This is a genomic window from Actinomyces wuliandei (genome assembly GCF_004010955.1).
GTDB classification, from domain to species: domain Bacteria; phylum Actinomycetota; class Actinomycetes; order Actinomycetales; family Actinomycetaceae; genus Actinomyces; species Actinomyces wuliandei.
The window spans coordinates 1,230,281-1,252,665 of record NZ_CP025227.1; the positions used below are offsets into that span (position 1 = coordinate 1,230,281).

Below are 22,385 nucleotides of genomic sequence, written 5' to 3' on the forward strand. Positions count from 1 at the left end.
GGAGCCTGTGCTCAGCCGGTGCTGCCTGGTGGTTCTGTCGGCTGTTCTCGTACGTCGGGGAACAGGCCTTCTGGTGGTGGGACGTAGGGGAGGGGCTCGCCTAGCCTGCAGGTGTTCTCTGTGCCTTGTGTGGCGGTGGCGAACGGGCCGTCGGGGCTCATGAGGACGGCCATGTGGTGGTCGGCGTGGTCGCGCCACCATATGCTCATGCCTGTGGCCGCGTCGCGGCGTAGGTGCTCCCAGGCGCGCCACAGCGCCTCCAGGCGGACCACGGCCTCCTCGTGCTGCCACCACCGGCCGACCCAGCACCGGTGGCGCCCGTCGATGCGTCGGCGGTAGACGTTGCGCAGGTAGTCGCGCACGAACTCGTCGACCGAGCCGAACCACAGCTGTTCGTCAGGCTCGTCAACAGCATCAGCAGGGTCGTTGCTGCTTGGCTGCGCCTCAGCTGTTCCCCAGTCGGTCATGGGTGTGCCTCCGTCTCATGGGCTTGCAGGGTTGCCTCTACTGCTGCCAGCTGTGTGGCTGCCTCGTTGATCGTCCGCTCAGCCTGTGGGTCGTGGGCGGTGATGGATGCCTTGACTGCGGTGGCGTGGGGGCCGGTCATCCACGGGAGGGTGCGTACGAGGGTGGGGCGTGAGCCTGAGGACAGGACGAGGGCGCGGCCCTTGGGCAGGGCGGCGAGGTCGGAAGCGCCACCACCGGGCACACCGCCGCGGCCTGCGGGACCAGCAGGCACGGCAGGACCAGCGGCGGCGGGGGCGGGTGGGCGCCCGCGCCCGAGCCAGCGGGGCCGGCCCCACCAGCGCCCGGGTGTCACGACCCCACCCCCGGCCCGCCGGTGCCACCAGCACCGTCCGGCCCGTCGTCCTGGGTGCCTTCTGTGGCGATGGTGGCGGCGACCTGGGCCGCGGCGGCGGAGAAGTCCTGCTCCAGGGTGTGCTCCTGGGCCTGGGCCAGAAAGACCAGGTGGGCTACCGCGTCCTCGATGCCCACCTGGCTGGTGCTGGCCCACCCGGTGAGGCAGTAGGCTGGGGTCAGCCCGTAGACCTGGTCAGCGGCCAGCACCCCCAGGTTGCCTATGGCCCAGTCGGCCACCAGGACCCCGGTGTCGTCGTCATCAAAGATGTCCTCCGACGCCGAGACCAGGGTGGTGGCGCCCATGCGCTCACGCATCACCGGGTCCGACATCCTGGCGGCCTTGCCCGCGTGGGGGTAGACCCGCCCCAGGGCGGGGCAGACGTCCAGGGCGGGTCCGGAGACCTCCCCCCACAGCCTCATGGTCCCTGTCGCGTTGCGGGCCAGGCAGATCCGACAAGGGAGGCGAAGCGGGTCGAGCGCATGGTCCCTGTCGCGTTGCGGGCCAGGCACCACCACCGCTGGTGGGGGAAGGGCACCTCCGTGCCCTCCACCCAGGCGTCGACCACCGGCGCCCACCGGAGAGGGTCGGTGAACCACCACCGCCCCGCCCCGAAACCCTCGAAGCCGAACCTCTCCCACAGGTGCAGCACCGAGGCAGGCAGCACCCCACCAAAGTAGCCCACGTGCTCAGCAGTGACCGGGGCACCCACACCCATCGGCGACCACCCCCGCAGCTCCAGGACACCGTCGATCCTGGCGCCCACCCACTCCGGGGACGCGTGCAGCCACCCCTGGTACCACTCCTCCTCGCTCATCCGCATAACCCCAGCCCTAACCCGAACCGCCACGACGACGGAGGCGTTTCACCCGATTGGCATCCCACTTCCCTGGCTATCGTGCCGCCGTGACAGGTTCCGATGCGACTGCCCTGCCGTAGGTCTCCACCACAGCAGTCGCCAGGTTCTCAATCGTGTCACCAACGGTCGACTCGACCCAGTTACCGAGGTGACAGCCAGCCTCATACCACGAGCATTCAGCCATTCAGATTCATTCTCCCCAGACGATGTACCCACTCGTGTCGGGAATCTCGGCCAGGCGGAGCGGGTTGGAGAAGTCCTGTGGGAGGATCTTCCAGTCCCCCTCCTCCCACACCAGGTCGTAGACCGTGGACGCGAGCACGGTGTTTCCGGAGCCGGTCGCCTGTACTGCTACGTCGACGCGGGCGTTCGTGCCGTCGTAAGCGAGCAGCCGAAAGTCGGCAACCGTCATGCGGTTGGACGACGACGAGCCCGCTGGCACCTGGTCAAGAAGCGCTGACCGGTTCGGAGTCTCCGTCGACAGGAAGTACTTGATCCACGCGGGTGAGATGGTGGCGTCGGAGCCCTGAACGACGGCGTTTGCTGCGGCGAAGAGGGCTCCTTCGGGGGAGTGCTGGAAGCAGTAGCGGTAGCCGGCGTCGGCGGTGGCTCCCGGCCCGTACTCGGTGGAGGTGGGGTACGCGGTGGTCCCCTGGTACTGCCACTGTGCCTCCGGGGCGATCGACACCGTCCCCTCAAGAACCTCGCCGTCCAGGCCGCACACGCTTGACCCGCCACCTGGGGACTGTGCCGACGCGGGGGTCGACGGCGCTGACGGGGGCGAGCTGGAGGCTGCGGCCGTGTCCTCCCTGCCGTCTCTGCTGCTCATGGTGTTGGCCAGCGCGAGGGCGGCGGCCACCACGGCGATCACGACCACGAGCGCGGTGGCGGCGATGAACCCCGGCCGCGTGAACGGGCGCGCCCCTCGGCGCCAGTGCTGTCTGAGGTGCTCATGACCCTCTCCTAGGAGACGAGGAAGCCGACCAGGGAAGCGCCGGCAGAGATGACGATGACCCCGCCCAGGGCCATGCCGACGCGGAGCGCCAACAAGGTCGATGGTGCCGCACACTGCTCTCCCGCAGCAGCACTACCTGGCTGACTGCGCGGCCCGGCCCACCTGCCCGTCACGTCCCTGCCTGACACGCAGTCCGATTCGCGGTAGGTTGTCTCCCGTGCGTGCGACCTCGTGGCTCCGAGTGAGCCTGCTGCTTAGTCGCCGCGGCGGGGCCTGACCAGGCCGGCACCCCGACCGCGGCTGACACCGTGCGCCCGGCCGCGACCGCCACGGTCACCACGAACCGGCGTCGTCAGCCCTCAGGACCCCAGGACCACTCCAGGAGATGACTATGCGCACCGCGCGTCCCGCACCCCAGCAGCCCTCCGGCATGCCCTACCTCAAGTACCGCCCCTTCCTCGACACGGTCGCCACCGACCTGCCGGACCGCACCTGGCCCTCCCGGCGTATCACCTCTGCCCCCCGCTGGCTGTCCACCGACCTGCGCGACGGCAACCAGTCCCTCATCGAGCCCATGGGTCCCGAGGCCAAGCGGGCTGTCTTCGACCTGCTGGTCCGGATGGGCTTCAAGGAGATCGAGGTGGGCTTCCCCGCCGCCTCCCAGACCGACTACGACTTCGTGCGCTCTCTGGTGGCCGACGACGCCATCCCCGACGACGTCACCATCTCCGTGCTCACCCAGTCCCGCGGCGACCTCATCGACCGGACCCTGGACGCCTGCGTGGGCATGCCCCGGGCCACTGTCCACCTCTACAACGCGATCTCCCCGCTGTTCCGCGACGTGGTCTTCCGCATGGGGCGCGAGGAGGTCCGTGACCTGGCCGTGGACGGCACCCGCCAGGTCATGGCCCGGGCGGAGAAGGTCCTCGGTGAGGACACCATATTCGGCTACGAGTACTCCCCGGAGATCTTCATGGACGCCGAGCGGGAGTTCGCCCTGGAGGTCTGTGAGGCCGTCATGGGCGTGTGGGAGCCCGCCGAGGACCGAGAGATCATCCTCAACCTGCCCGCCACCGTGGAGCGGGCCACGCCCAACGTCTACGCCGACCAGATCGAGTGGGTCAGCAGGAACCTCAGCCACCGTGAGCACGTGTGCCTGTCCGTCCACAACCACAACGACCGGGGCTCGGGCGTGGCCGCAGCCGAACTCGGGGTGCTGGCCGGGGCGGACCGGGTGGAGGGCTGCCTGTTCGGCCACGGTGAGCGCACCGGTAACGTGGACCTGGTGACCCTGGCCCTCAACCTGTTCAGCCAGGGCGTGGACCCTATGCTCGACGTCTCGCGCATTGATGAGATCCGCCGCACCGTGGAGAAGGCGACGCAGATGAACGTGCCTCCGCGCACCCCCTATGTCGGCGAGCTGGTCTACACCTCCTTCTCTGGCTCCCACCAGGACGCTATCAAGAAGGGCTTCGCCGCGAGGGCCGCCCAGGTCCAGGCCAGGGTTGAGGAGGGTATAGGCCAGGACGAGGCCGAGGCGGCTGTGCCCTGGCAGATGCCCTACCTCCCGATCGACCCCCACGACGTGGGTCGCTCCTACGAGGCGGTGGTGCGGGTCAACTCCCAGTCCGGCAAGGGCGGGGTGGCCTACCTGCTGGGGGCGACCCAGAGGCTGGACCTGCCCCGCCGTCTCCAGATCGAGTTCTCCCGTATCGTCCAGCGCCACACGGACACCTACGGCGGGGAGGTCGACGCCACCAGCCTGTGGCGGATCTTCGCTGACGAGTACCTGCCCGCCGCGACCGTGCCCAGCAGGGACGGCCTGGAGGACCTGGAGCCCTGGGGGCGCTACGCCCTGGACGGTGCCACCCTGACCTCCGCCGGGGAGGGGGAGCGCTCGGTGCTGACCGTGACAGTCACCGACAACGGCCAGCGCCGGCTGCTGTCGGCCGAGGGCAACGGCCCCCTGGACGCGTTCGTGGCAGCCCTGGAGAGTACGGGCATCCAGGTGCGTATCCTCGACTACGTCGAGCACGCCCTGTCAGGAGGTCGCGACGCCCAGGCAGCCTCCTACGTGGAGTGCGAGGTGGAGGGCCAGGTCCTGTGGGGGGTGGGGATCGACCCCTCCATCACGACCTCCTCCTTCAAGGCCGTCATCTCCGCCCTCAACCGGGCGCTGCGCTGAGGTGTGCCCCGGGTCCCGGAGGTGCTGCGCCGGGACCCGGAGCCGGGGTGCGTGGCGGTGCGGAGCGCCGTGGCACACTAGGGCGGTGACACGCAGGCTCTACCGGGACGAGGCCGTGGTGCTGCGCACCCACAAGCTGGGGGAGGCCGACCGCATCGTCGTCCTGCTCACCCGCCACCACGGGCAGGTCCGCGCTGTGGCCAAGGGGGTGCGCCGCTCCTCCTCGCGCTTCGGGGCGCGCCTGGAGCCCTTCTCCATGGTTGACGTCCAGCTCCACCCCGGGCGCAGCCTCGACGTCGTCACCCAGGTGGAGACTATCGACCCCTTCAGCCGTGCCATCGCCGCTGACTACATGATGTTCACCTGCGCCACCACCATGGTGGAGGCTGCTGAGCGTCTCAGCACCGACGACGGCGACCTGGGGACGGAGGCCAGCCCCCAGCAGTACCTGCTGCTGGCTGGTGCCCTGGCGGCCATGTCCCGGCGCAGGCACGCTCCCGGCCTGGTCCTGGACTCCTACCTGCTGCGCTGCCTGGCCCTGGGGGGCTGGGCGCCGTCCTGCTACGACTGCGCCGTGTGCGCGGCGCCCGGCCCCCACCGGTTCTTCCACGTCCAGACAGGGGGCGCCGTGTGCGAGTCCTGCCGCAGCGCGGGAGCAGCGGAGGTCGAGCCGGGTACGATGGTGCTGCTGGGCGCACTGCTGTCGGGGGACTGGCCAGTCGCGGACGCCTCGGCACCCAGGCAGCGCTCCCAGGCCTCCGGCCTGGTCTCGGCCTACACCACATGGCACCTGGAACGTCGCCTGCGTTCCTTGGCACTGGTAGAAAGAGGATGACCATGGCACCTGAGGCACCTGGGCACACTGCTGACGCGGGGGCAGGCTACGCAGGGACCGGAGGTACAGAGACCAGACCGGGCGGCGGCGTCGGCCCTGAGGGCGGTACCGTGTCCCAGTCAGGTCTTGACCGGCTCAAGGCCGCTGCGTCGCGCGGTGAGCCGCTGCTGACATCAGACATCATGCAGGCGGCTCCGCTGCACCGACCCGGTCTGGAGCCCCCCTCCCTGGCTCCTGACAGGCTGCCCGGGCACGTGGCGATCGTCATGGACGGCAACGGGCGCTGGGCCAACGCCCGTGGCCTGCCCCGTATTGAGGGCCACAAGGTGGGGGAGGCCAACCTCCTGGAGGTTGTCGCCGGCGCCGTCGAACTGGGGGTCAACGAGCTCAGCGCCTACGCCTTCTCCACCGAGAACTGGAGGCGCTCCCCGGCCGAGGTACGCTTCCTCATGGGGTTCGCCCGGACCGTGCTGCGTGGCCAGCGCGACCTGCTCAACTCCTGGGGAGTGCGCGTGCGCTGGGTGGGGCGGACCCCACGCCTGTGGAAGTCGGTGCTCTCCGAGCTGCGGGCCGCTGAGCGGCTGACCGCAGGCAACACGACACTGACCCTCAACCTGTGCATCAACTACGGAGGGCGGGCCGAGATCGCCGACGCGGCCCGCGCCATCAGCCAGGAGGTGGCGGCGGGCCGCCTCAAGGCCTCCGCGATCACCGAGAAGACAATTCAGCGTCACCTGTACGCCCCCACCATGCGGGACGTGGACCTGTTCATCCGCACCAGCGGGGAGCAGCGGACCTCCAATTTCCTCATGTGGTCCTCAGCCTACGCCGAGCTGTACTTCACGGACCTGGCCTGGCCGGACTTCGACCGGCGCGAGCTGTGGCGGGCCTGCGAGTCCTACGGCAGCCGTGAGCGACGCTATGGCGGCGCCGTTGACAAGGTGGGGGACACAGCGGGAGACACGGCCGGGGACAAGGAGGGCACGGTGGAGGAGGCGGCAGCGCCAGCAGAGGCAGGAGGGGCTGACGCCTAGGCCTTCTCCCGGGCCTCGCCCCCGCCGTCGGCGGCAGAGCAGTCCGCGCACAGGCCGAAGAACTCCGCAGTGTGCTCCATAGCGGTGAAGCCATGCTGGGCTGAGACCCGCCTGATCCAGGTCTCCAGCTCGCCACCGGCCACCTCCACGGTAAAGCCGCATCCTCGGCACACGATGTGGTGGTGGTGCTCGACCCTCTCGCAGGCGCGGTAGAGCACCTCGCCCTCTGTGCCGCGCAGCTGGTCCACCTGGCCGGAGTCGGCCAGGGCCTGAAGGTTGCGGTAGACGGTCGCCAGCCCCACCTTGGTGCCCTCAGCCTCCAGGGCGGAGTGGATCTGCTGGGCGGAGCGGAACTCGCTGGTGCGCTCCAAGATGTCCGCCACTGCCGCGCGCTGGCGGGTGGCACGGGGGCGGGAAGCGCTCTTCTGGCTCATCACAGGACCTCCTGGCGGCGTCGGGCGCGGTGCACCCGACGAGTGAACCGTACTGCTCCTGCCAGGAGCGCGACGGCGCCGTAGGCACCCACGAGAAGGACGACGATCACGGCCCCGGGGGACAGGGGGAGGAGGTAGGTGATGGTCAGGCCGCTGACGCAGGCTGCGACTCCCAGCGCCATGGCCAGGTGCATCGTGCGGGTGAAGGAGGTGCACACCAGCTGGGCGACAGCGACGGGCACGATCATGACGGCAGAGACCATGAGGGCGCCGACGACCCGCATCGACACCGACACCGTCAGGGCGGCGACCACGGCGATGACGATGCTGAGCGCGCCAGTGGGCAGCCCGCACGCCCTGGCCAGCTCCTCGTCGTGGCACAGGGCGAACAGCGGGCCGCGCAGCCCCAGGCCCACGAGCAGGACTCCGACGGCTAGCACGATGGTGAACCAGGCGTCCGTCACTGAGACCGTGGAGATGGAACCGAACAGGTAGGAGCTGAGGTTGGTCGTGGTCCCTCCGGCGAGCGCGATGAGGACGACGCCGCCAGCGATACCGCCGTAGAAGAGGATGGCCAGGGCGACGTCGCCCCGGGTGCGGCCCCGTGCCCGTATGACCTCGATGAGGACGGCTCCCGCTACGCTGGCCAGGATCGCCCCGGGCACGGCCAGGGCGTCGTGGGGGGAGACGTTGGCTGCGGTACCAGCCAGCCAGCCCAGGGCGATCCCGGTCAGGGCGATGTGGCCGATGCCGTCACCCAGGAGGGCCAGGCCCCGCTGGACCAGGTAGGTTCCCACCACCGGAGCGGCCAGGCCCACCAGCACCGCGACGACAAGCGCCCTCTGCATGAGCGGGCTGGCCAGCATCTGGCTCAGTGACTGGAGTAGTGCCTGGGGCAGTGAGGGCAGGACCTCTGCGGAGAGCCCTGCGGAGGTCATCAAGGGCATCACGGTCTCTCCTCGTACCGACGTGCTCCGGGGGCGTCCGAGTCGTTCTCGGGGAGCCTGCGCCCAGGACGGTCTGCAGGGGTGCTGCCCGCAGGAGGGCCGGAGGAGCCGTCCGGGTCGTCGCCGGGGATGACCCGGCCGTCGGACAGGTGCACCCTGCGCCCGATGACGTCGGTGAGCTCCCCCGTCTCGTGCAGGACGGTGACCAGGGTCAGGCCGTCTTGGTGCAGGGAGGTAAGGGCGCGCGCCAGGGACTCACGGCTGGCCCGGTCGATCCCAGCCAGGGGCTCGTCGAGGAGGAGCAGGTCGGGGTCGCGCACCAGGGCGCGGGCGATGAGGACTCGCTGGGCCTGGCCTCCGGAGAGGACCTGGACAGGGTCCCTGGCGCGGTCGGCCAGGCCGACGGCCTCCAGGGCGTCCATGGCACGTCGCCGTGCGCGTCTGCCCCGGTCGCGCCAGAGGTGGCGTGGTCCCAGCAGGCCCGAGCCCACCACCTCCAGCGCGGTGGCGGGCACCCCGGCGGAGGCCGTGACCCGCTGGGGAACGTAGCCCACGCGGTCCCACGGCACCCGGCTGCGCCGGGAGACGTCGGCCCCCATGAGGTGCACGGTCCCGCTGGCCACGGGCACCAGGCCCAGGACCGTCCTGACCAGGGTCGACTTGCCCGAGCCGTTGGACCCCAGCAGGGCCACCGACTCCCCGGGAGACACGGTAAGACTGACGTCGTCCAGGACGACAGCCGAGCCCAGCACCACGGTGACCCGGGTGAGGCGCACCGGGTCCGATGACGCCTCTGGCAGGGCGGGACGCGCATGTCGTCGGCGCGATGCCGTTCGGGCTTCCTGACCGGTGCTGGCGCCAGAGCCGTCGGCGGTCCTGGCGCTGGTCCTGGCGTCGGCCCCGCTGCCCGCATCAGTCCTGGCCGGTATGGCGGTTCTCATGCTGGTACCACGTGCCTACTGACAGGACAGTCCGGAGCGCAGCGCCTCCAGGTTGGTGCTCATGGCGTCAACATAGTCGCCGTCGGCGGGAGCGGACTCAACAGGACTGAGGACGGCGGTCGTGGTCCCGGTCTCCTCGGCCAGTGCCTCGGCTGTCCTGGTGGAGACCAGCTCCTCGGTGAAGATGGTCGTGGTCCCGGTCTCCTCGACGACCTCCTTGATCTCCGCCAGCTCGGCGGGACTGGGCTCCGCCTCGGGGTCCAGGCCGGCCACGGAGGCCTGGGTGAGGCCGTAGCGGTCAGCCAGGTAGCCGAAGGCGGCGTGGGAGGTCACGAAGGTGGTGCGTTCGCACTGGGCGAGGCCCTCGGTGTAGCTGGTGTCCAGGTCCGTCAGCGTGGTCGTGAGGGTCTCCAGGTTGTTCTCGTAGTCGCTGGCGTGGTCCGGGTCGGCGGCTGCCAGCGCCTCCTGGATGGCTCCTGCGGTGGCGACCATGCGCTGCGGGTCGAGCCAGAAGTGGGGGTCGGTCTGCCCGTCCTCACCAGTGCTGTGGTCGTGCTCGTCGGTGCCGTGGTCGCTGCGCTCGCCGGACTCATGATCGTGGTCGCCAGGGCTGGCCTCCTGCGAGTCCTCCTCGGAGTCTCCCTCTGAGTCCTCGGCCTCGTGGTCGTGCCCGGCCCCCTCGTGATGAACCAGGTTCGCGGCCTCGCCCAGGTCCAGGACGGTCGGGCCGGAGACCTGGGAGACAGCCTCGTCCAGTGAGGGCTGGAAGCCGGGGACGTAGGCGATGACGTCGGCGGCCTCCAGAGCGGTGACGTCCTTGGGGGAGATCTCGTAGTCGTGCGGCTCGACACTGGTGGGAGTCACCGACGTGACTGTCACGCGCTCCCCGCCCACAGCCCCCACCAGGTAGGCGACGGGGTAGAAGGAGGTGGACACGGCCAGGGCGGCGTCGGTGCCTCCGCCGCCTCCGGAGGCCTGGGAGGTGCTGGTGTCCTCGCCGCTGAGGGCGGAGCAGGACGTCAGGCTCGCGGCCAGGGCGAGCGCGGCGGTGCCGGCACCCAGGCGGTGGGCGGCAGAGCGTGAGTGGCGTGCTGCGAGCGGGCGCGAGGTCTGTGCGCCGCTAGACGTGGGCGTGCCCTCACGCGGGGGACGTGGGTCGGCGACGACGGGACTGGTCCTTAGGGTCATGGGAATCATTTTCATCATGCTAGGTAGGTGCGTCAAACCAGGCAGCCGGTCGGTGAGCTGATCGGTGAACCGGTTAGTGAGGCAGGTAGTCGGCCCATGGGACCGGGGCCTCTAGACTGTCCCCACTCGCTCCCGCCAACCAGGTGGGACCACGACAGATGACAACTCCCTAGGAGAGTACCGGTGGCACAGACCCCCTCACGGCTTGACGCCGTCATCAACCTCGCCAAGCGTCGCGGCTTCGTCTTCCCCTGCGGCGAGATCTACGGCGGTACCCGCTCTGCCTGGGACTACGGGCCGCTGGGCGTGGAGCTCAAGGAGAACATCAAGCGCCAGTGGTGGCAGTACATGGTCCGCTCCCGCGACGACGTCGTGGGCCTGGACTCCTCCGTCATCCTGCCGCGCGAGGTGTGGGTCGCCTCCGGACACGTCCAGGCCTTCACCGACCCGCTCATCGAGTGTACCAGCTGCCACAAGCGCCTGCGCCAGGACGAGCTCCAGGAGGCCTACGCCTCCAGGCACGGCGTGGAGGACGCCGCCGACGTCGCGATGGAGCGGCTGACCTGCCCCAGCTGCGGGACACGGGGCCGGTTCACCGAGCCCAAGGCCTTCTCCGGGCTGCTCAAGACCTACCTGGGACCTGTGGACGACGAGTCAGGCCTGCACTACCTGCGTCCGGAGACGGCTCAGGGCATCTTCGTCAACTTCACCAACGTCATGGGGGCGGCGCGCAGGAAGCCTCCCTTCGGCATCGCCCAGGTCGGCAAGTCCTTCCGCAACGAGATCACTCCCGGCAACTTCATCTTCCGCACCCGGGAGTTCGAGCAGATGGAGATGGAGTTCTTCTGCGAGCCGGGAACCGACGAGGAGTGGCACCAGTACTGGATCGACCACCGCAAGGCCTGGTACGTGGACCTGGGGATCGACCCGGACAACATCCGGCTCTACGAGCACCCTCAGGAGAAGCTGTCCCACTACTCCAAGCGCACCGTGGACCTGGAGTACCGCTTCGGCTTCGCCGGGAGCGAGTGGGGTGAGCTGGAGGGGGTGGCCAACCGTACCGACTTCGACCTGTCCACCCACGCCGAGCACTCCGGCAAGGACCTGTCCTACTACGACCAGACCCGGGGCGAGCGCTGGACCCCCTACGTCATTGAGCCCGCCGCCGGGCTGACCCGCTCTCTCATGGCCTTCCTGGTCGAGGCCTACACCGAGGACGAGGCACCCAACACCAAGGGAGGTGTGGACAGGCGGGTCGTGCTGCGGCTCGACCCCCGTATCGCGCCGGTCAAGGCTGCTGTGCTGCCGCTGTCGCGCAAGGAGGAGCTCACCGGGCCCGCGCGCGAGCTGGCCGCGCGCCTGCGCGGCTCCTGGAACGTCGAGTACGACGAGGCCGGGGCGGTCGGCCGCCGCTACCGGCGCCAGGACGAGGTGGGCACACCCTTCTGCCTCACCTACGACTTCGACTCCCCCCAGGACGGTGCTGTCACCGTGCGTCAGCGCGACACCATGGTCCAGGAGCGCGTCCCGGTGGAAGGTGTTGAGCGCTACCTCGCTGAGCGGCTCGTGGGCTGCTAGGCCGACCGGGCCTTTGACACCCACGCCCTGCGCACAGCCTTTGACTGTGCCTGTGACGAGTCCGCTCACAACGCTCTGGCGATTGCGGACGCCGCCCTGCGCCTGCTGTGCTCTCCGCAGCGTGGCCGACCAGCCGCCTGCAGCGCGGCAGAGCAGGCGGCCCGCCGGACATAGCAGGACCTCCTCGACCGCACCCCGAACCGGTGTGGGGTTGCTCAGGCGAGTGCTGTCCTGGCTGCCGCCACACCGCTGGCTGAGTCGGCGGGAGAGAGCGTCGCGCGGTGGATGGCTCTGTCCCTGGGCCTGCCGACACCACAGGCGCAGTACCGGATCGATACTCCTGCTGGTAGCTACTGGGTGGGCTTGTGCTGGCCGGAGGTGGGAGTCGTTGTCGAGGTCGATGGGCGGGTGAAGTATGCCAGTCGTGACGACGTCTGGCGGGAGAAGCGTCGCCAGGACACGATCCAGGCCATGGGCTGGAGGTTCCTGCGGGTGACCTACAAGGAGCTCTGCGCCCCGTTCCCGCTGGCGGGACGGCTTCTCGCCGCCTTCCCGCCAAAGGTCGTCGCCTCACGTCGAGGGCGTGCGGGACTCGCCTGGCCAGGCGGACAGCACGACCTGGTCCTTTCCGGGAGAGGGGCGGCGGGGTCGTCGTGGTCGGGGGCGCCGTCGTGCCGGAGCCGTCCGTCACGTCGTCGATGTGCGAGTGGGGGGTACGCCCTCAGAGTACGGGGCGGTCGTAAGACGTGCCCCGCACTCGCACAGCGGATGGTGCCCGTGTGCATGATGGGCCAGTGAGTACCGAGACCCCTTCCCACGCCCCTGACAGTCCGGACCCCGGTCACCACGTCGGCGCGAGCCCGCTCCCGGACTGCCTGGCACCTGATGCTCCCAGTCCTGCCTCCCCCTCACGCGCTCCCGACACGCCTCTCCCAGGCCACCCGGGAGAAAAGGGGCACACCCACACGCACGCGGCAGCCCTGGCCCTGAGCGGCTCCGAGGCCAGGACGGTGCGTGCCATCCTGGCCGCACTCGTGGTCCCGCTGGTCGTGGCGACCCTCGTCGGGCTGGTGGTGCTGTGGCCGGGTGACAGCTCCCTGGTCGGCTCCCAGCCCTTCGCGGTGGAGGGGAGCTCGATGGAGACCGCCACCGTCACCTCTCTGGACGTCGAGGACTGCCAGGACGCCACGGAGGCCCTGGAGGGCGTCAGCGACGGCTCCTTCCTGGACAACGCCGTCTGCGCGGAGATCACCTCCGGCGACGGTGAGGGGCTGACGATGCCGGTCCACATCCCCGCCGAGTCCCTTGGTGTGGCCGATGTCGGCGACGAGCTCCAGGTCATGTACGCGCCTGAGGCGGTGTCCATGGGGACGCCCTACGTGTTCGTGGACTATGGGCGCGGGGTCCCGGTGGCGGCCCTGGCCGTCGTCTACCTGGTGCTGGTGGTGGCGGTGGCGGGGCGCAAGGGCGCGTTGAGCGTTCTGGGCCTGGTTGTCGCCACGGTGGTGCTCGTCTTCTTCATGATCCCCGCCCTCCTGGCGGGGTCCTCCCCCCTGGCGGTCACGCTGGTGGGCTCTATGGCGATGATGCTCGCTGCGGTGTACGTGGCTCACGGGGTGAGCGTGCGCACCACGACGGCTCTGCTGGGCACCGTGGCGGGAGTGCTCCTGACGGTGCTGCTGTCCCTGTGGGGGACCCGGGCGGCCAACCTCACCGGGAGCGTGGACGAGACTGCCGCAGTGCTGACCTCCCTGGTGGAGGGCGTCAACCTGCAGGCGCTGCTGACCTGCGGCATGGTGGTGGCTGCCCTGGGAGTCCTCAACGACGTCACCATCACTCAGGCCTCAGCGGTCTGGGAGCTTCACGCCGCCAACCCGTCCCTGTCCCGGACCCGCCTGTTCACGGGCGGGATGAGCATCGGGAGGGACCACATCGCCTCGACGGTCTACACCCTGGCCTTCGCCTACGCCGGCACCGCCCTGCCCCTCATCCTGACCGCCGCGCTCATCGACCGGTCCGTCGCTAGCACTGTCCTGTCTGGGGAGATTGCCGAGGAGGTGGTGCGCACCCTGGTGTCCTCCATCGGCCTGGTCCTAGCCATCCCGGCGACCACGGCGATCGCCGCCTTCTTGTGCCGTACTACTCCGGTGCGTCAGCCTTCCTCAGGCTCTTCCCAGGGGCTGGCCTGAGCTCCTTCCTGACCTCCTGCCCGGGGCCGGTCCCAGGTCCTCGGGGCCAGCCGCTGCCTCAGCCGCCGGAGGCGTCGGACTCGGCCTCGGCGAGCACGCGCTGCTGGGCCTTGTCCAGGGTAGGGGAGTCCAGCCACCCCTGGGGCAGGTGCGGAGTCCTGGGGCTGCCGGCCCGGCCCCGGGGGCCCTCTGCGGCGGCACCGGGGTAGGGGACCGAGGCCGGAAGGCGGGAGCGCATGCCCTCCAGCGCCGAGTCAAGCCCCTCCAGGCTTCGTACCTGAGTGAGGTCGGCGCGCGCCGCCCCGCCCACGGGGTAGCCCCGGAGGTACCAGCCCAGGTGCTTGCGCAGGTCGCGCACTCCGCGGTTCTCGCCCATCTCCTGGGCGAGCAGGCGGGCGTGCTGGCGGATGACTGCCACGACCTCGTCCAGGTCGGGGCGGGTCCGCTCCTGGAGACCGTGCATGGCTGCCACGATGTCGGCCAGGAGCCACGGGCGCCCCTGGCACCCCCGCCCCACGACGACGCCGTCGCACCCCGTCTCATCCATCATGCGCAGGGCGTCGTCCCCGCTCCAGACGTCACCGTTGCCCAGGACAGGCAGGGTGGTGCTGTCCTTGAGCCGGGCAACCTGCTCCCAGCGCGCCTGCCCGGAGTAGTGCTGGCGAGCGGTGCGGGCGTGCAGCGCGATCGCGGCTACGCCCGCGTCACGCGCCAGGCGGGCCGCGTCCAGGAACGTCTCGTGGGAGTCGTCGATCCCCAGGCGTATCTTGATCGTCACCGGCACCTCCCGCTGCCGCCGCGACGCCGCCACGGCTGCCTCGCAGGAGCGGACCGCCTCGGTGAGGATCGCGGCCAGGAGGTCGCGCTTCCACGGCAGGGCCGCTCCTCCGCCCTTGCGTGTCACCTTCGGTACCGGGCAGCCGAAGTTCAAGTCGATGTGGTCGGCCAGGTCCTCCTCGACCAGGATGCGCATCGCGGCCCCGACCGTCGCCGGGTCGACACCGTAGAGCTGGACGGAACGGACCCGCTCGGCAGGGTCGGTGCGCAGCATCGCCAGGGTCCGCTCACTGCGCTCCACCAGCGCCCGTGAGGTCACCATCTCGGTGACGTAGAGGCCTGCGGGGGCGCTCAGTCCGCTGCCGTCGGGCAGGGGTCCCGGGCCGAGCGGCCTCAGGCTGGTCGGCAGGGCGCTCTCCGCCCACTGGCGGCACAGCCTCCGGAAGGAGGTGTTCGTGACTCCTGCCATCGGAGCCAGCTCCACCGGCGTGGTCACAGTCAGCGGCCCGATGGTCAGGGGGGCAACCCTACGAGGCGACCCCGGTGGCACGGCGGAGCGCTCAGCCTCAGCACGCTCGACAACACTCATGACACCATGCTGGCACACGGCTGGCGCAGGGACGGGGCACGGTCGGCACGACAGGCTGCGCACCGGGCAAGACGCCCGGTACGCTAGCATCACTGTGTGCCTGAGACTCCCGAGCCCCAGGGGAACCCGCCCCGGGGGGACACGGAAGCCGAGCCGCCCCGGCAGTGTGGCCCTGCCCCCCGGTCCCAGAAGACCGTGGGGCTGCTCAGGGAGCGCACGGTCCTGGTTACCGGGGTCCTGCGTCCCTCCTCTATCGCGACGGCGGTCGCGGCGGTGGCGGCCGACCAGGGGGCGCGGGTCCTCCTCACCGGGGTGCCGCGCACCATGGGGGCTACGCAGGCCCTCGCCCGGAGGCTGGGGCTGTCCGACCCCGTGCTGCCTCTGGACGTGGCCGAGACAGGTTCCGTGACACGGCTGGGCTCCCTGCTGGGGGAGCTGGGGGTGGGCCGCCTGGACGGTCTGGTCCACTGCCTCGCCCACGCCGAGGCAACCCTGCTGGGCACCCTCCTGGGGCGAGGAGCGCGAGACGACTCTGCTTCCGGGGGCGAGGGTCCGGGGCAGCCAACCGGGGTGGAGGTACCGGGGCATGCCTCGGCAGCGCCAGGTGCCGACCTGCCCGGGTGGCGGGCGGCTGCGCTGGAGGCTGCGTTTACAGTCACCACCGCCTCCCTGCCCGCGCTGGTGGAGGCGCTCAGCCCGCTGCTGGGCGTGGGCAGCGCCGTTGTCGCCCTGACCTTCGACTCGGGCCGGGTCCACCCGGGCTACGGCTGGATGGGGCCGCTCAAGGCGGCGCTGGAGGCCAGCGTGCGCACGCTGGCCGCCGAGCTCGGGGACGCTGGTGTGCGTGTCAACGCCCTGAGCGCTGGCCCCCTGCACACCCCGGCGGCCTCGGCCGTGCCCGGTTTTGAGGGGCTCGCCTCCCGCTGGGTGCGGATGGCCCCGCTGGGCTGGGACCCCGACGACGCCGACCCGGTGGCTCGCACAGCCGTCGCCCTCCTGTCCGGGTGGCTGCCTGCCACCACCGGCCAGGTCGTCTACGCGGACGGGGGAGCGTGGCTCGTGGGAGCCTGAGGGCCGTGCGGAGAGCGCGCGGGAGGCGGTTAGATGCGACCTGGCGTGATCAGGTGCGGTCAGGCCTGTACCTGCCCCGGTGGGAGGCAAGGTGCCCTAAGGTAGGTGTGTGACCACAGACCTTGTACGACGGCTCGTGCTTGTACGCCACTCCAAGGCTTCCCATGACGCCGACACTGACCTGGAACGACCCCTGACGCCCAAGGGAGTCACTCTGGCGGACCAGCTCGCCCGCCAGCTGCGGCAGCGCCTGGACCGTACCGACCTGCTCCTGGTCTCCCCTGCGGCGCGTGCCCGTCAGACGGCGCAGCCGCTGCGCCAGCGTCTGGATCCCACCGAGGTCCAGGTCCACGAGGAGATCTACAGCCACGGGGCCAGCGGCGTCCTTGACCTGGTTGCCGAGCACGCCCGCAGTGCCCGAAGCGTGGTCGTCGTGGGCCACGAGCCCACCGTCTCGGTCCTGGCCCACACCCTGCACGACACTGACGACGACCTGGGCACCCAGGTGTCCTTCGGGGTGCCCACGGCGACGGCTGTCCTCATCGACGTGCCGTCCCGGTGGGAGGACCTGGCTCCCGGTGGGGGACGTATCCGCGAGATCCTCACCGTCCGCCGACACTGACCCGCTGGCTGTCCGTCGGCAGTCCGCCGACACGGACCGGGATGACCGGGATGCTGGCAGGCCAGCCTGTCAGCGGCGGGCTCCTGCCCCGGGGAGAAGCTCCAGGACCGCGCGCAGGTCGCGGACGTGGACTGCGGCCCGTGCCTGCTGGGCCACGACGGGCTTGGCACAGAAGGCCACACCCAGGCCTGCCGCAGCAAGCATGCCCAGGTCGTTGGCTCCGTCGCCGACGGCGACCGTGCGCTCCATCGGCACGCCGTCAGCCTCGGCCCAGGCACGCAGGCACCGTATCTTCTCCTGCGGGTCGATGACGCGGCCGCGCAGGCGGCCCGTGAGCACCCCGTCGCTGGCCTCAAGGCTGTTTGCCGCCACGTGGTCGATCCCCAGGCGACGGGCCAGCGGCGCGGCCACCTCCTCGAAGCCTCCGGACACGACTCCCACCCGGCACCCCAGAGCGTGGAGCCGGGTGACAAGCTCTTCGGCGCCCGTGGTCAGGGTGACCTCCGCCAGCACCTCGTCAACCACCCTCAGTGGCAGCCCGGCCAGGGTGGTGACACGTTCCCGCAACGACTCGGTAAAGTCCAGCTCGCCCCTCATCGCCCGGGCCGTGATCCAAGCGACATGCTGCTGGGTGCCGGCGTGGGCGGCCAGCAGGTCGATGACCTCCTGCTCGATAAGCGTGGAGTCGACGTCCATGACCAGCAGGCCCGGGCCGTGGTCAGCAAGGGGGCCGTCAGCAGGGGAGCCCGTCGTGCGTGGGGTGCTGCTCATGGGGACCCATGCTAGTGCCTGGGCACCGGGCGGCACCGGCAGTGACAGCCGGTACCGCCCGGTCAGCGGCCGGTGTCAGCGGGTGACGGTCTGCCCCTTGGCCACCACGGTGATCCCAGACTCGGTGACGGTGAAGCCTCGCTCGCGGTCGTGCTCGGGGTCGATGCCCACCATGGCCCCCTCCTCGACGTGGACGTGCTTGTCCAGGATGGCACGGTTGACCACGGTGTTGCGTCCCACCTCCGCGCCGTCCATGAGGACCGACTCGCGTACCGAGGACCAGGAGTTGACCCGGACCCCGGGGGACAGGACCGAGGAGATGACCTCCCCACCGGAGACGATGACGCCGGGGGAGACGATGGAGTCCACGGCGTGGCCCAGGCGCTCGTGGTGGCCGTAGACGAACTTTGCCGGGGGCATGGCTGCCTGGTAGCCGGCGAACAGCGGCCAGCGGTCGTTGTAGAGGTTGAACACAGGAGTCACGGAGATGAGGTCCTGGTGGGCGTCGTAGAAGGCGTCGACGGTACCCACGTCGCGCCAGTAGTCACGGTCCCTCTCCGAGGACCCTGGGACGTCGTTGTCCTTGAAGTCGTAGACGCCCGCAGCGCCCTGGCTCACGAACCAGGGGACGATGTTGCCGCCCATGTCGTGCTTGGAGCCCTCGTCCTCGGCGTCGACCGTCACGGCCTCCGACAGGGCGTCGGCGGTCATGATGTAGTTGCCCATTGAGGCCAGGACCTCGTCGGGGGAGTCAGGCAGGCCCGGGGTCTGCGACGGCTTCTCCACAAAGGCCTGGATCTTGTGGCGGTCGTGCGGGTCGGTCTCGATGACGCCGAACTGGTCGGCCAGCGAGCGGGGCTGGCGGATGCCCGCCACCGTGCAGGGAAGCCCGGAGGCGATGTGGTGGTCCAGCATCTGGGAGAAGTCCATGCGGTAGATATTGTCCGCGCCGGTGATGACCACGTAGTCGGGACGCTCGTCGTCCAGCAGGTTGAGGGACTGGAAGATCGCGTCCGCCGATCCCAGGAACCAGTGCTTGCCCACGCGCTGCTGGGCAGGGACGGGGGCGATGTAGTTGCCCAGCATGTCCGACATGCGCCAGGTCATTGAGATGTGGCGGTCCAGGGAGTGGGACTTGTACTGGGTGAGCACCACGACCTTGAGGAAGCCGGAGTTGATCATGTTGGACAGTGAGAAGTCAATGAGCCGGTAGATCCCGCCGAAGGGCACGGCGGGCTTGGCACGGTCGACAGTCAGGGGCATGAGGCGCTTGCCCTCACCACCTGCAAGGATGATTGCGAGAACACGGGGTTGAGCCATGTGGCCTACCTTACTGCTCCGAGCCCGTTGTGGGGAGTAGTTGTGAGGGGCAATACGGACCGGTGTCCTACGCAGTGGCGCCGACAGCACGTGTCCCGGCCCGCTCCTGGTGCGGCTCGCGCGTGCTCTGTGGGGACGAGGGCCGGAAACGACCCGCAGGGCGCCGGGACCGGCTACCGTCGTCCCTGTGGGCCGGAGCCGTCCCGGGCGTCTCCGTGCCCGCGTGAGCACGTCTGACACGTCTGAGTGGTCTGCCCAGGCAGCCCACCGACGGAACACACACGAGGAGAAGCACCTATGAGGGTTGACCTGCTGACCAAGGAGTACCCACCCTTCATCTACGGCGGCGCAGGCGTCCACGTCGACGAGCTGGCCAAGGTGCTGCGGCCGCTGGCTGACGTGAGGGTGCACGCCTTCGGGGGGGTGCGCCAGCCAGGGACCCCGGGAGCCGACCCGGGGGTCACCGGCTACCCTGAGGTCGCCGAGCTGGAGGAGGCCAACGCCGCGCTGCGCACCTTCGGGGTGGACCTGGAGATCGCCCAGGGGACCCAGGGCACCGACCTGGTGCACTCCCACACCTGGTACGCCAACCTCGCCGGCCACCTGGCATCTCTTCTGCACGGCGTGCCCCACGTGGTCTCCGCGCACTCCCTGGAGCCGCTGCGCCCGTGGAAGGCCGAGCAGCTCGGCGGTGGCTACGCCCTGTCCTCCTGGGCGGAGAGGACCGCCTACGAGGCTGCCGCAGGCATTATCGCGGTGTCCAACGGCATGCGGGACGACATCCTGCGCGCCTACCCCGCAGTGGACCCCGACCGGGTCAAGGTGGTCCACAACGGGATCGACCTGCAGGCCTGGCAGCGGCCTGAGGGTGAGGAGGCCGACGCCGCGGCCTCGGCGACCTTGGAGCGCCTGGGTATCGACCCGGACCGTCCCACCGTGGTGTTCGTCGGCCGTATTACCCGTCAGAAGGGCCTGCCGCACCTGCTGAGAGCCTGCGAGCAGCTGCCTGGTGACGTCCAGGTCGTCCTGTGCGCCGGGGCCCCTGACACCCCTGAGATCAAGGCAGAGGTTGACGCCCTGGTGGACCGGCTGCGCCAGACCCGTACCGGCGTGGTGTGGGTCGAGGAGATGCTGCCGCGCCCCGAGCTGATCACCGTGCTGTCCTCTTCGGACGTGTTCGTGTGCCCCTCCGTCTACGAGCCGCTGGGCATCGTCAACCTCGAGGCCATGGCCGTGGGGCTTCCTGTCGTTGGCTCCGCCACCGGTGGCATCCCCGACGTCATCGTCGACGGCGAGACAGGGCTCCTGGTGCCGATTGACCAGGTCCAGGACGGTACCGGCACCCCCACCGACCCCGCCCGCTTCGAGGCGGACCTGGCGGAGCGCCTGACAGAGGTAGTTACCGACACCGAGCGGGCCGCCCAGATGGGGGCCGCCTCGCGCAGGCGGGTGGAGAAGCACTTCTCCTGGGAGGCTGTCGCCCAGCGCACCATGGAGGTCTACCACTGGGTGCTTCAGCAGGGCTGACGGCTGTGGCAGGCCCACCAGTCGGTGGCTGCGGCCGCCCCTCGACGAGCCACCGCCAGCAGCGGCCGCAGGACCTCTGAGCGCTGCCGGGCCTGACGTGCCGTCGCCGAGCCGCCGTCGTCCTCCAGGGCCAGCTCGCAGATAGCGGCCAGGCGCAGGGAGCGCTCCAGGAGCTGGACCCTGCGGGAGTCCAGGGACGGAGGGAGAAGGCGGGGGTCCAGCCCGGCGAGGACAAGGTCGTTGAGGGTGTCAGCCAGGTCGGGGCGCCCTCGGGCCAGGTCCAGGTCCGTCAGGGCGTCGATGGCCGCCTGCGTGGCGGTGTGCACGTCGCGTCGTGCCTGCCCCGGGTCCAGCGCGGGCACGGGCGTCGTTACCGGCAGGCGGTGCCACACCACGCTCGTGCCTGCGTCCTGTGGGACCAGCAGGCTGGCTCCGGTGTGGCGCTGCTCGGTCCCGCCGGTCTCCACGATGACGGCCTGGCCTGCCTCCAGGGCCTCGGGCTGCGCCGACAGGCCATCGGCCGGGGAGGGGAGCAGGGCGGCGACCCGGCTCAGGGGGCGGGCGGCCGCCAACCACTCCTCCAGGCCCAGGTCGTAGCCCGCCTCCTGCGGCGCGTCCCCGGTGCTCTCCTCAATGCCCACCTCGACGACACTCTCCGTGACCCCGGTGACGCTGTGCACGCCGTCGGCTCCCTGGACCAGTGACAGGCCGTGGGAGGAGGGCACCGGGGCCCACAGGGCGAGGAGGACACTGAGCGGTGGAACAAGAGGCATGCCCCCACCGTACCGCCGCTCCCCAGTGCTTCCTCGGTGCTGAGACAGGTCCTGGGCCGCTCAGGGTGGGGACGGTAAGGTTGGGTGCATGACCAGCGTCCTCCACCTTGACGACGTCACGCTCACTCGTGGGGCCTCTGTGATCCTTGACCACGTCAGCCTGACTGTGGACGAGGCGGAGCACTGGGTGGTCCTGGGACCCAACGGCGCGGGCAAGACCACGCTCGCCCGCGTGGCTGCGGCCCGACTCTTCCCCTCCTCCGGGACGGTGGACATCCTGTCCGAGCGCATGGGACGTGTCGACGTCTCCGAGCTGCGTCCCAGGATCGGCCTGTGCTCCTCGGCGCTGTCCTCCAGCGTGCTGGGCGGCGAGAGAGTCGTTGACGTGGTGCTGTCAGCCGCCTACGGGTACACCGGCCGCTGGCGGGAGAGGTACGACGACCTGGACACCAAGCGCGCCGAGGGGCTGCTCCAGGCGCTGGGAGCGGGGTACCTGAGCGACCGGAGGTGGGCCACGCTGTCCTCGGGGGAGCGCAAGCGCGTCGAGATCGCCCGTGCCCTCATGCCCGACCCCGAGCTGCTTGTCCTTGACGAGCCGACTGCTGGGCTGGACGTAGCCGGCCGCGAGCAGCTTCTGGCCGCCCTGGCCGACATCGTCCAGGCTCCCGGCTCGCCCTCGCTCCTCATGGTGACCCACCACCTGGAGGAGATTCCCCCTGGTATCACCCACGCAGTGGCCCTGCGGCAGGGACGTGTCCAGCAGGCGGGACCTGCGGAGGAGGTCCTCAACGACGAGGTCATGACTGCCACCTTCGGCCTCCCCCTGGAGGTGGTTCAGGACCGGGACCGCTACTGGGCACGGGGAGGAGCCGGGCGCGGGACCGCGCCAGCCGTCGGCAGCGCCTGAGAGCTGGTAGCCTCCGACGCCGCT

The 22,385-nt window shown here is 70.4% G+C and carries 24 protein-coding genes; 9 read left to right on the forward strand and 15 right to left on the reverse strand.

Annotation, left to right across the window (positions count from 1 at the left end; translation table 11 throughout):
- Positions 1 to 11: 11 nt before the first annotated feature.
- From CWS50_RS05085 to CWS50_RS12920, 6 genes are all read right to left on the reverse strand, one after another.
- Complete coding sequence (locus tag CWS50_RS05085) at positions 12 to 467, reverse strand: DUF4913 domain-containing protein (RefSeq protein WP_127841912.1); 456 nt, start codon at positions 465 to 467, stop codon at positions 12 to 14.
- Entirely contained in the window at positions 464 to 739 is a 276-nt protein-coding gene (locus CWS50_RS05090) for a hypothetical protein (protein WP_206610476.1), read from the reverse strand. The genes CWS50_RS05085 and CWS50_RS05090 overlap by 4 nt, the downstream gene beginning before the upstream one ends.
- Before the next feature lie 77 nt (positions 740 to 816).
- A complete protein-coding gene (locus CWS50_RS05095) occupies positions 817 to 1,281 on the reverse strand; it encodes a hypothetical protein (protein WP_127841913.1) in 465 nt (154 codons plus the stop codon).
- Complete coding sequence (locus CWS50_RS05100) at positions 1,278 to 1,676, reverse strand: GAD-like domain-containing protein (protein ID WP_164860083.1); 399 nt, start codon at positions 1,674 to 1,676, stop codon at positions 1,278 to 1,280. The genes CWS50_RS05095 and CWS50_RS05100 overlap by 4 nt, the downstream gene beginning before the upstream one ends.
- A gap of 232 nt (positions 1,677 to 1,908) precedes the next feature.
- Positions 1,909 to 2,595, reverse strand: a complete 687-nt coding sequence (locus CWS50_RS05105; protein WP_206610477.1) for a DUF8175 domain-containg protein — start codon at positions 2,593 to 2,595, stop codon at positions 1,909 to 1,911.
- A gap of 86 nt (positions 2,596 to 2,681) precedes the next feature.
- Positions 2,682 to 2,846, reverse strand: coding sequence for a hypothetical protein (locus CWS50_RS12920; RefSeq protein WP_164860025.1), 165 nt, complete (start codon positions 2,844 to 2,846; stop codon positions 2,682 to 2,684).
- 218 nt (positions 2,847 to 3,064) lie between these two features.
- On the opposite strand from CWS50_RS12920, the gene leuA reads away from it, so the two are divergent.
- The 3 genes from leuA to CWS50_RS05120 all read left to right on the forward strand — a co-directional run bounded on the left by leuA (position 3,065) and on the right by CWS50_RS05120 (position 6,727).
- Positions 3,065 to 4,858 carry a 2-isopropylmalate synthase gene (gene leuA / locus CWS50_RS05110; RefSeq protein WP_127841915.1) on the forward strand — a complete coding sequence of 598 codons (1,794 nt, stop codon included), beginning with the start codon at positions 3,065 to 3,067 and terminating at the stop codon, positions 4,856 to 4,858.
- An 85-nt stretch (positions 4,859 to 4,943) separates the two neighbouring features.
- The gene (gene recO, locus CWS50_RS05115; RefSeq protein WP_127841916.1) at positions 4,944 to 5,693 is read left to right on the forward strand and encodes a DNA repair protein RecO; all 750 of its coding nucleotides are present in this window, start codon (positions 4,944 to 4,946) and stop codon (positions 5,691 to 5,693) included.
- Positions 5,694 to 5,875: 182 nt separating this feature from the next.
- Positions 5,876 to 6,727 (forward strand): isoprenyl transferase, encoded by an 852-nt coding sequence (locus CWS50_RS05120; RefSeq protein ID WP_127843263.1) that lies wholly within the window; start codon positions 5,876 to 5,878, stop codon positions 6,725 to 6,727.
- On the opposite strand, the gene CWS50_RS05125 is transcribed toward CWS50_RS05120, so the two are convergent.
- From CWS50_RS05125 to CWS50_RS05140, 4 genes are all read right to left on the reverse strand, one after another.
- On the reverse strand, positions 6,724 to 7,161 hold the full coding sequence (locus CWS50_RS05125; RefSeq protein ID WP_127841917.1) for a Fur family transcriptional regulator: 438 nt from the start codon (positions 7,159 to 7,161) through the stop codon (positions 6,724 to 6,726). The two genes, CWS50_RS05120 and CWS50_RS05125, sit on opposite strands and share 4 nt — an antisense overlap.
- Positions 7,161 to 8,027, reverse strand: a complete 867-nt coding sequence (locus tag CWS50_RS05130) for a metal ABC transporter permease (protein WP_243118519.1) — start codon at positions 8,025 to 8,027, stop codon at positions 7,161 to 7,163. The genes CWS50_RS05125 and CWS50_RS05130 overlap by 1 nt, the downstream gene beginning before the upstream one ends.
- Positions 8,028 to 8,107: 80 nt before the next feature.
- Positions 8,108 to 9,049, reverse strand: a complete 942-nt coding sequence (locus CWS50_RS05135) for a metal ABC transporter ATP-binding protein (protein ID WP_127841918.1) — start codon at positions 9,047 to 9,049, stop codon at positions 8,108 to 8,110.
- 15 nt (positions 9,050 to 9,064) lie between these two features.
- Complete coding sequence (locus CWS50_RS05140; protein ID WP_243118471.1) at positions 9,065 to 10,246, reverse strand: metal ABC transporter substrate-binding protein; 1,182 nt, start codon at positions 10,244 to 10,246, stop codon at positions 9,065 to 9,067.
- A gap of 174 nt (positions 10,247 to 10,420) precedes the next feature.
- Between CWS50_RS05140 and CWS50_RS05145 the strand changes: the two genes are divergently transcribed.
- Entirely contained in the window at positions 10,421 to 11,815 is a 1,395-nt protein-coding gene (locus CWS50_RS05145; protein ID WP_127841919.1) for a glycine--tRNA ligase, read from the forward strand.
- A gap of 350 nt (positions 11,816 to 12,165) precedes the next feature.
- Here CWS50_RS05145 and CWS50_RS13785 read toward each other — a convergent pair whose 3' ends face one another.
- Entirely contained in the window at positions 12,166 to 12,288 is a 123-nt protein-coding gene (locus CWS50_RS13785) for a hypothetical protein (protein WP_257493300.1), read from the reverse strand.
- Positions 12,289 to 12,690: 402 nt separating this feature from the next.
- On the opposite strand from CWS50_RS13785, the gene CWS50_RS05150 reads away from it, so the two are divergent.
- Positions 12,691 to 14,004: a YibE/F family protein gene (locus CWS50_RS05150; RefSeq protein WP_164860159.1), complete on the forward strand. Its 1,314-nt coding sequence runs from the start codon at positions 12,691 to 12,693 to the stop codon at positions 14,002 to 14,004.
- A 58-nt stretch (positions 14,005 to 14,062) separates the two neighbouring features.
- Here CWS50_RS05150 and dusB read toward each other — a convergent pair whose 3' ends face one another.
- On the reverse strand, positions 14,063 to 15,370 hold the full coding sequence (dusB, locus tag CWS50_RS05155) for a tRNA dihydrouridine synthase DusB (RefSeq protein ID WP_127841920.1): 1,308 nt from the start codon (positions 15,368 to 15,370) through the stop codon (positions 14,063 to 14,065).
- Between the two features lie 96 nt (positions 15,371 to 15,466).
- Here dusB and CWS50_RS05160 point away from each other — a divergent pair, with 96 nt between their 5' ends.
- Together CWS50_RS05160 and sixA are read left to right on the forward strand one after the other, a co-directional pair.
- A complete protein-coding gene (locus CWS50_RS05160; RefSeq protein WP_243118472.1) occupies positions 15,467 to 16,441 on the forward strand; it encodes an SDR family oxidoreductase in 975 nt (324 codons plus the stop codon).
- Positions 16,442 to 16,550: 109 nt separating this feature from the next.
- Complete coding sequence (gene sixA, locus CWS50_RS05165; protein WP_127841921.1) at positions 16,551 to 17,063, forward strand: phosphohistidine phosphatase SixA; 513 nt, start codon at positions 16,551 to 16,553, stop codon at positions 17,061 to 17,063.
- A gap of 69 nt (positions 17,064 to 17,132) precedes the next feature.
- Here the strand turns inward: sixA and serB are convergent, their stop codons facing one another.
- Together serB and CWS50_RS05175 are read right to left on the reverse strand one after the other, a co-directional pair.
- Positions 17,133 to 17,834, reverse strand: a complete 702-nt coding sequence (gene serB / locus CWS50_RS05170; RefSeq protein ID WP_127841922.1) for a phosphoserine phosphatase SerB — start codon at positions 17,832 to 17,834, stop codon at positions 17,133 to 17,135.
- A gap of 75 nt (positions 17,835 to 17,909) precedes the next feature.
- Positions 17,910 to 19,154, reverse strand: coding sequence for a glucose-1-phosphate adenylyltransferase (locus CWS50_RS05175; RefSeq protein WP_127841923.1), 1,245 nt, complete (start codon positions 19,152 to 19,154; stop codon positions 17,910 to 17,912).
- A 297-nt stretch (positions 19,155 to 19,451) separates the two neighbouring features.
- On the opposite strand from CWS50_RS05175, the gene glgA reads away from it, so the two are divergent.
- Positions 19,452 to 20,681 carry a glycogen synthase gene (gene glgA / locus CWS50_RS05180; protein WP_127841924.1) on the forward strand — a complete coding sequence of 410 codons (1,230 nt, stop codon included), beginning with the start codon at positions 19,452 to 19,454 and terminating at the stop codon, positions 20,679 to 20,681.
- Here glgA and CWS50_RS05185 read toward each other — a convergent pair.
- Entirely contained in the window at positions 20,669 to 21,454 is a 786-nt protein-coding gene (locus CWS50_RS05185; RefSeq protein WP_127841925.1) for a hypothetical protein, read from the reverse strand. The two genes, glgA and CWS50_RS05185, sit on opposite strands and share 13 nt — an antisense overlap.
- An 88-nt stretch (positions 21,455 to 21,542) precedes the next feature.
- On the opposite strand from CWS50_RS05185, the gene CWS50_RS05190 reads away from it, so the two are divergent.
- The gene (locus CWS50_RS05190; RefSeq protein WP_127841926.1) at positions 21,543 to 22,361 is read left to right on the forward strand and encodes an ABC transporter ATP-binding protein; all 819 of its coding nucleotides are present in this window, start codon (positions 21,543 to 21,545) and stop codon (positions 22,359 to 22,361) included.
- Positions 22,362 to 22,385: the final 24 nt, after the last annotated feature.

Bases quoted from the DNA above. Each gene is read 5' to 3' on its own strand.
- CWS50_RS05085 (WP_127841912.1), bottom strand. From the start codon at position 467: ATGACCGACTGGGGAACAGCTGAGGCGCAGCCAAGCAGCAACGACCCT.
- CWS50_RS05095 (WP_127841913.1), bottom strand. From the start codon at position 1,281: ATGAGGCTGTGGGGGGAGGTCTCCGGACCCGCCCTGGACGTCTGCCCC.
- CWS50_RS05100 (WP_164860083.1), bottom strand. From the start codon at position 1,676: ATGAGCGAGGAGGAGTGGTACCAGGGGTGGCTGCACGCGTCCCCGGAG.
- leuA (WP_127841915.1), top strand. From the start codon at position 3,065: ATGCGCACCGCGCGTCCCGCACCCCAGCAGCCCTCCGGCATGCCCTAC.
- CWS50_RS05120 (WP_127843263.1), top strand. From the start codon at position 5,876: ATGCAGGCGGCTCCGCTGCACCGACCCGGTCTGGAGCCCCCCTCCCTG.
- CWS50_RS05125 (WP_127841917.1), bottom strand. From the start codon at position 7,161: ATGAGCCAGAAGAGCGCTTCCCGCCCCCGTGCCACCCGCCAGCGCGCG.
- CWS50_RS05130 (WP_243118519.1), bottom strand. From the start codon at position 8,027: ATGCTGGCCAGCCCGCTCATGCAGAGGGCGCTTGTCGTCGCGGTGCTG.
- CWS50_RS05135 (WP_127841918.1), bottom strand. From the start codon at position 9,049: ATGAGAACCGCCATACCGGCCAGGACTGATGCGGGCAGCGGGGCCGAC.
- CWS50_RS05140 (WP_243118471.1), bottom strand. From the start codon at position 10,246: ATGATTCCCATGACCCTAAGGACCAGTCCCGTCGTCGCCGACCCACGT.
- CWS50_RS13785 (WP_257493300.1), bottom strand. From the start codon at position 12,288: ATGGCCTGGATCGTGTCCTGGCGACGCTTCTCCCGCCAGACGTCGTCA.
- dusB (WP_127841920.1), bottom strand. From the start codon at position 15,370: ATGAGTGTTGTCGAGCGTGCTGAGGCTGAGCGCTCCGCCGTGCCACCG.
- serB (WP_127841922.1), bottom strand. From the start codon at position 17,834: ATGAGCAGCACCCCACGCACGACGGGCTCCCCTGCTGACGGCCCCCTT.
- CWS50_RS05175 (WP_127841923.1), bottom strand. From the start codon at position 19,154: ATGGCTCAACCCCGTGTTCTCGCAATCATCCTTGCAGGTGGTGAGGGC.
- glgA (WP_127841924.1), top strand. From the start codon at position 19,452: ATGAGGGTTGACCTGCTGACCAAGGAGTACCCACCCTTCATCTACGGC.
- CWS50_RS05185 (WP_127841925.1), bottom strand. From the start codon at position 21,454: ATGCCTCTTGTTCCACCGCTCAGTGTCCTCCTCGCCCTGTGGGCCCCG.
- CWS50_RS05190 (WP_127841926.1), top strand. From the start codon at position 21,543: ATGACCAGCGTCCTCCACCTTGACGACGTCACGCTCACTCGTGGGGCC.